General features: G+C 48.1%; 7 protein-coding genes. 2 read left to right on the top strand and 5 right to left on the bottom strand.

Annotated features, from left to right (window positions below; genetic code table 11):
- Positions 1 to 396 precede the first annotated feature (396 nt).
- A complete protein-coding gene (locus tag PMI35_RS35180) occupies positions 397 to 552 on the bottom strand; it encodes a hypothetical protein (protein WP_238543144.1) in 156 nt (51 codons plus the stop codon).
- 61 nt (positions 553 to 613) lie between these two features.
- The gene (locus PMI35_RS35175; protein WP_238543143.1) at positions 614 to 772 is read right to left on the bottom strand and encodes an NUDIX domain-containing protein; all 159 of its coding nucleotides are present in this window, start codon (positions 770 to 772) and stop codon (positions 614 to 616) included.
- 266 nt (positions 773 to 1,038) lie between these two features.
- On the opposite strand from PMI35_RS35175, the gene PMI35_RS26815 reads away from it, so the two are divergent.
- Entirely contained in the window at positions 1,039 to 1,659 is a 621-nt protein-coding gene (locus PMI35_RS26815) for a recombinase family protein (protein WP_008055849.1), read from the top strand.
- Positions 1,660 to 1,992: 333 nt separating this feature from the next.
- On the opposite strand, the gene PMI35_RS26820 is transcribed toward PMI35_RS26815, so the two are convergent.
- The 3 genes from PMI35_RS26820 to PMI35_RS33610 are packed head-to-tail and all read right to left on the bottom strand — an operon-like array spanning position 1,993 to position 5,374.
- Positions 1,993 to 3,120 carry a serine/threonine-protein kinase gene (locus tag PMI35_RS26820; RefSeq protein ID WP_008055848.1) on the bottom strand — a complete coding sequence of 376 codons (1,128 nt, stop codon included), beginning with the start codon at positions 3,118 to 3,120 and terminating at the stop codon, positions 1,993 to 1,995.
- The gene (locus PMI35_RS26825; protein ID WP_008055847.1) at positions 3,117 to 4,181 is read right to left on the bottom strand and encodes a protein kinase domain-containing protein; all 1,065 of its coding nucleotides are present in this window, start codon (positions 4,179 to 4,181) and stop codon (positions 3,117 to 3,119) included. Before PMI35_RS26825 ends, PMI35_RS26820 begins: the two co-directional genes overlap by 4 nt.
- 14 nt (positions 4,182 to 4,195) lie before the next feature.
- Positions 4,196 to 5,374, bottom strand: coding sequence for a PP2C family protein-serine/threonine phosphatase (locus PMI35_RS33610; protein ID WP_008055846.1), 1,179 nt, complete (start codon positions 5,372 to 5,374; stop codon positions 4,196 to 4,198).
- Positions 5,375 to 6,087: 713 nt separating this feature from the next.
- Between PMI35_RS33610 and PMI35_RS26830 the strand changes: the two genes are divergently transcribed.
- Positions 6,088 to 6,771: a hypothetical protein gene (locus PMI35_RS26830; RefSeq protein WP_008055844.1), complete on the top strand. Its 684-nt coding sequence runs from the start codon at positions 6,088 to 6,090 to the stop codon at positions 6,769 to 6,771.
- Positions 6,772 to 6,951: the final 180 nt, after the last annotated feature.

The following is a 6,951-nucleotide window of genomic DNA, read 5'->3' as shown; positions in this document are numbered from 1 at the left end:
TGTCCGGTCCGTACAGTACGTGATTAATTGGATGAGGGCTCTGACCGACGCTACAGTAGAGAAGAGACTTTTGGCGGAGTGAGGTCTACGCAGCCTGGAAACCTGAATGGTTGCGATGACCAAAGCGAAGGGACGCAGATATGTATAGGGAAGTAGATGCTTGCACCACCAGAGCAATGACCCAGCTATGGAGAAACCAGATTGCCATTTGCGAGACACTTCACATCCTCGCATCCTGGCTGGCAGAAACCGGTCAAACTGAACGCTTAGCCACTGTAATGCGGATAGCTGGTCAGTTGCTCAATTCTGATCGCGTGGTGGAGCCGGCACTGGGCAGGCTTGTAGAGATGAGTGGCGCTAGGTTTCAGCCAGCCAACGATGACTAAGCGTGCCCAGCTACGCCGAAAGAGCAGGCAGCCCCATCGCCAGTAACGCTGCAGCAGAAGGATTGAGCATCGAACCGGTGAGCTTACTCCGGTGGATCCATTTGCACGCGACGATCTCGTTACCTGGTTTTGCTTTATCACTTTCAGGCAGGTTAATCGTGTGCATCGTACCGCCAACCCGGATTGTGCAAAGGGCATGGAGAACATGACCACGTAGGCAAGCCTCTTCACTCCCTTACAGCGGCCTCTTGCGGCCTTTCGGCCCCCTTAATAACACCACCTGGAAAATTCCACTTGCCACCCTTTTTGCGGACAAGAAGGACCCTGCCAGTACGCAGGCAAATAATAGTGGCCCTACTTCTGGGTTCGCATTCACGCTCCAGCATCTGAATGAAGTCCCCGTATAAAAAAGCCTTGTGCCGCGAGCGATGTATACGACCTATTTCTATCTTGACTTGGAGAATAGACGCCGCGTTCCACCGGGTTGGCACACAAGTGCATGCCGACCGAGGACAGGAAGCCCTATCAAAGAAGTAGACAAGTCTGGTAGCCCAGCATCACTCTCAAAATCACTATCAAATGACTATTGCAGATAGCCATATGATTCAATTATCATTGATCTATCGATTCTTAGAGCAAAGGATAGTAGGTCATGAATACTCATCTTTACCTGCGTGCATCAACCAAGGATCAAGATGCCCACCGGGCCAAAGTCGCACTGGAATCGTTCGCTGCCGACAAGGGTTTGCAAATAACAGGTGTGTACGCCGAGAACATCAGTGGCACCAAACTCAACCGGCCTGAGTTGATGCGCCTGTTGGATACTGCCGAGAAGGGTGAAGTGCTGCTGGTAGAATCGGTAGATCGTCTGAGTCGCCTCTCACAAGCCGATTGGGACACCCTCAAGTCAACCATCAAGGTCAAGGGACTTCGCCTAGTGGTAGCTGACCTGCCCACCAGTCATATGATGGTTGAGGACAAGGGCATCACGGGTCAAATCATGGAAGTAATCAACAGCATGTTGCTGGATCTGATGGCAACCATGGCCCGCCTCGACCAGGAAAAACGGGTGCAACGGATTAGGGAAGGTTTGGAGAATAAGCGTGCGGCAGAACCGGAGTGGAAACCAACGGGCAAGGGGCGGAATCAAGCGAAGTGGGACAAAGTAACGGGCTTGCTTAAGCGGAATGGCATCACCGCGGAGGAAATTGCCAAGATTGCAGACGTGGGCATTGCAACCGTTTATCGCATCAAGAGGGAGCTGACTCTGTAAATCCCCCCCAGCTTGAGATAACCCACCAACGGGTGGTTTCTAGTACCGTGATATTCTGAATTTGTAGCTATTGACGGCGATGTGGCACGGGAACGGCGTTAAGTACCGACCCACCCCGTACGGGAATCCGCCGACCTGCCAGATTATCCGCCCTATATTCCGCGACGGATTGAATGGCGATATTCGCTCTAGAGCAGGTGCAAATTTTAAAAAGTTTTGGTATCAGGGCAGTCAAAAATGGCTTACGACCAATAGATTAGTTTAAGAAAAAAATGGCTACCTCACCCTCGGCGGGATGCAGGCGAGTGCAACTCACCTGCCCTCCACGAAGATCTAAATAGCCTTTGGCTTCAATAACAGGACAGGAGAGCACCTAGCATTTGGCACTCCCGGGTACCTACTGAAGCTCACTCGCTGCCCTCTAGCAGCAGGCTGATCTCCAAAAAAAACGGTATTATGGAAAAACGTAGATTCCCCAGCTCCATCATTGATAAATCCGAAGTTTCCCGTACCACCATCAGCATAGTTAATCTTGAAATCGCTGACAAACCCAACTTTTCGATCCGTAGAGGCGTAACAGATCAGGTTAAATGCCTCCACTATCTGCGAGGCATTTGGACGATCGTCTGGATTTAAAGCTAAGCATCCTTGTATGATTTTCCAGAGATCTTCTTCCAGTACTTCAGTCACTTTATGAGTGCTAAACCACTTAGGCTTTTCGAGATTTACTCCCGTAAATGATAATCGACCGACGTTGAAAATCGCTGCTCGCCCCATGCCAAATGGAGGAGACCCTACCAGCAATTGATAAGCTATACACCCAAACGCCCAGATATCCATTGGCTGACCAGCGGCCTTCCAATTAACCCAACACTCGGGAGCCATATAAGGTACGGCACCCAGCAATGTATTTGACGTAGTTAATGTGGATTCATCTTCATCAAAGAGATTCATCTCTGCTTCAATTTCAGACTCTGCAAGCTTAGCGATGCCAAAGTCAGTAAGTTTCAACGCAGCGACACCCGGATCTCCAGATGTCATTATATTGCTGGGCTTTAGATCCCGATGACATATACCAACTCGATGGGCCTCATTCAGCGCTCTGGCCATATGATGTAATATATGGGCCGCCAAGCCAGGGTCGAGGTAGTAAAATTCGTCATCAAGAAGTTTGGCTAGATCCCTGCCCGGGACAAACTCTTCGACCAAGAAAGTTATTTTCTCGTCTTCATAGTAATCAAAAGTAGCAGCCACGTTGGGATGGACGACACGGGCCCCCATCTCAGCTCCACGCCTGAATCTTCTATCTACGACCCCAGCCTTTGGAGTTTTCAAAGCGACCGTTCGATCCAGAGCCAAATCTCGCGCGATATAGACTTCCTGCATCCCGCCTGCAGCGTAATACTTGATAATTTCATACCGCCCAGCCAAAATTTGATTAGGAGAAAACACATTACTCATAACACAACCTCTGGACGAGACGATGAGAAATTGACCCATTCGCGATTATAACGAAGTTCTGGCTTTCCGAAAGTCAACACGCATGCCTCGGAAAGCTTCGAACCTGGAAGAAGGGGCTTGTTATTTATATAGACATCGCCCGTAACAGATTTAACTTCGAAATCTAGCCCGTCATAGTCAACTCGCACCCCCCCAAGATACCCTAGAGAAACACTTACATTGCGGTTCTGGTGCGTCAATTCGTAGATGGACTTCTGACCAACCACAAACAGACCTCGATGCTGATTCTTAACCAAGTAGCGCGCGCACAACTCACTAATCAGCCGTGCACTTGGACGACGACTCGGATCAACGCTTAAGCAAGAGTCCACCATAGAAGCGATCTCTACGGGTAGCTCAGGAAGAGCAGCCTGTATCGAAGAGACCGAACTAAGAGACTGCGGCGGGCGCTGCTGAAGCTCAGGTGGGAATTTATCTTTCGCTAATGCCCAGGCACAAACTCCCAAGGCATATACATCCATCGCTGAAGTAATCTTAACATCAGCACCCCAGAACTCCGGAGCTGCATAAACTAAAGTCGCCCTGCTATTTATTGTGTAGTAACCGGGATCATCCGTGGAAATTCCGAAATCAAAAAGCTTCAAAATTCCTGCCGCCGAATCTCTAAAGTTATCTAACTTTAAATCGCGATGAACGATACCCTTTTCATGAAGATCAGCCAGCGCTGTAGCAATTTGATATAGGGTTTTGATGTAGCCATAAATATTGCCAGGCGCTTCTAAATGAAAGCTACCATAGTCTCTTCCAGTCAATTGCTCAATGATAATGCCTTCCGCAACCCCATACTCATTGAAAACGACGTCATAAATTTCTACAACATGACGCGAGCGGGCACTTGACAAATGCCTAACTTCGTTTAGCAATTGATCATTATCCGCTAAACTTTGCATCGACTTAAAAATTACACGTCTGTCCAAGAATGTATCATGAACAACTTCGATAGCACCAAAACCGCCAAACTGAGGATTTTCAGGCAATGATTCATATCGTGCAGGTAACATACTAATTCCATTTACTATTGTTTATGGTCGACTTCACTATCCATTGATGAGTCCACGCTGATTTCAATCATGGGACGGACAATCGATCGTTGACGTTTTTTTGCTTCGGTTTGCTCCACTAAGTCCATCTGTCTAGGGGGCTCAACCTCGCTTTTTTGTTTGGAGCGACCGTATCTTTTAGCCGGCTTTTTTTCTGACGCAGGCTGTGACGGTTCCGCATGACGACCAGCAAATACATAGTTTATAAAAAACGAAAATCTTTGGTCTGCTAGCCAAACATCCAAATTCGTGTTTTTGGTTTTTTTTGTCGCCTTGCTCACACACCACTCAACCAATTTGGAGATATCTTCAATTACGACTATCGAAGAATTATCAGTTCCCCCAGTCCAATTTGCTAACGCGAGAGCTCTCCTACTAGCCTCAATTGATGACTTGGCATTAGTCACAACCAACTCAAAACCTAAAGAATCATGTTTCCAGCAACCGTCCGAGCACAAAACTACTGACCTTGAAAACTCTTCAGATCTATTTACATTTATATTTAAATCTATAGATTCGCGACCTGACTCGCCGATTGCCTGTGAAAGGCTTGCCAGCAGCCCTTTTTGGGCAAGAGCAGATACATCTTGTAAGTTTAGTTTTTTGGCTTCATTCGCAAGAGTGTCATCTTCACTTACCTGCTTGAGCCTCTTATCCTTGGCAGGGTCCCATGTATAAATTCTACTGTCACCGATACTGGCACCTATAAATTCGCCAGCGGACGTCGCCAATATAATGCTGGCGGTTGTCGAACCACTACCGGACAAACAGGCCCTAACTTTATCGTCCATTCTACGAATAACATGAGAAAGGACTTGTTCTCCTGAAAGTGCCGTCTTGATACGTGAAAGCTCAGAAAAAAGTGTCGCAACTGCGATTGAAGCAGCTAAATCACCGTTTTTTGAGCCCCCCACACCATCGCATACAACAGCAACGAGATAGGTCTCTCCATTGGCTGCTGATATTTGCGCGACTGCCGACCTGTCCTCATGTCGGGTTCTAACTAGTCCTTGGTGAGATCCATATGAAATCCCAAGATCTTTGATCTCATTGCACTTCAACTGGTCCCATGAGGCCTTGCTCAGATCTAAGAGCAAGGCTTCTCCTATTTCTCCAGTCATCTCGCGGGCTAATGACTCGATATCTAAATTCATGTGCGCTCTATAGAGTAGATATTCTTCGGACCAAATTCGTCCACAGACTGTGACCGAAGGCCATTCCGTTAGCCCACTATAGCCCATTGATCACCCAGTGCCGATACCACACACGACCGACCAGGGAGCGATGTCACTCAGTGTCCATTTCGACCCTTCTTGTTCAATCTTCAACGCTGCCAGCTCTGTAAAGCACCAACAGCTGTATGCATAAACAGTATAGAATACGCCTACAAAACTCAAGGACGCTGAAGGCTGGATACGCGCGTCGAGCTCGCTTCAGTTAAATTGTCCTCTTCAGATCAGCGAAATCGGACGCGTGTAGGTTAAGGTCTACAGACGGTCGATTCGAAACCAGACTCCAGACGGCACGAAGACTGAATTACAGATGCGACAACTCCCGCCATGACAGTCATCAATCGCGGGAGCCAGAAGGTCTAATCGACTCGATTGAGGTGATTCTGATTGCGCACTTTCAGAACCGCCTCCCACATAGTTGATCCGTTCCAACTGAACAGCTTCGTTCCACAGACGTCGCAGTCGATAGAATCCTTATCTCGAAACGGAACGTGAGTTCCTGTTAGGTGATAAACAGAACCGCATTTCTCACAAGTCTCAACCCTGCTCATGCCACTTCTCCTACCCTGTGCCTAGACTCAATTTCGTAGACAGGCCAAATGCTATCATAGCGTTTCAATAATGGGGGCGGTGTAATGGGAACAGATTTTGATGAAGGTAGCTTCAAGAAGGCACGCAGCTTCTTGCTCGCCTTTTCCACTTTGCTGCTGGTGCTTTGGTATTTCAAGGCCGAGATGAGTACGCTTTCCATCCTCGGCAATTCGATAAAATTTACGACCAACACTCACGACACCTGGCTCCTACTTTCAGTCGCCAACGCCTACTTTTTCTTCCGATTCGTTCAACATCTACCACCTAAATGGGCGGATCAGGGAGAAACTGCAACGAAACATCACGAACGAACATTAATTCGCATTACTCAAACCCTATATAGCCGAGCAAACACCCGCTCTGCAATGGAGCATTTCAATGCAAACCCAGAGCACAAAACCTCCAAAGATATAAAGATTTATCCAGCAGGTCGCATGGATTATGAGGTGTCTCAAGGGCCGACAGGCGAGATGAACGGCGACCCAAGATCAAGCGTGGTGCGCTTTACACTTCGATGCACCTATGAGGCTGACAACGGAAACCTTTGCACCGTGGATGGCTACCTAAACCGCATAACACCCCATCGCTTAGTCATCCTTTACAGCCGGGTAGCCGGTTTCATTAAAAATTTATTCCTGTCGCCATGGTTTACAGAGCACATATTTCCAATGCTCTTTGCCCTTTCCGCCACGGGCGTGGGCATTTGGAGTTGGTGCGAAATGCAATAGTCGGGAGTTGGATCGCTGTCGTACGGTGGAGGGATTGATGCAAGCACGATAATATGCCGCTCCAGGTGCACCACTTTGGTGTACCTAAACGCTGTAACACTTCGAGATTTTTTTGCTGATAAATCCTTGTAAAATCAAGGACTTAGAGATAGGTGGCGACCCCACCAGCCACACCCCGGC

The sequence above is a fragment of the Pseudomonas sp. GM78 genome (assembly GCF_000282475.1).
Classification (GTDB): domain Bacteria; phylum Pseudomonadota; class Gammaproteobacteria; order Pseudomonadales; family Pseudomonadaceae; genus Aquipseudomonas.
Note: the sequence above shows the minus strand (reverse complement) of the source record. Positions and strands in the feature narration are given on the sequence as shown.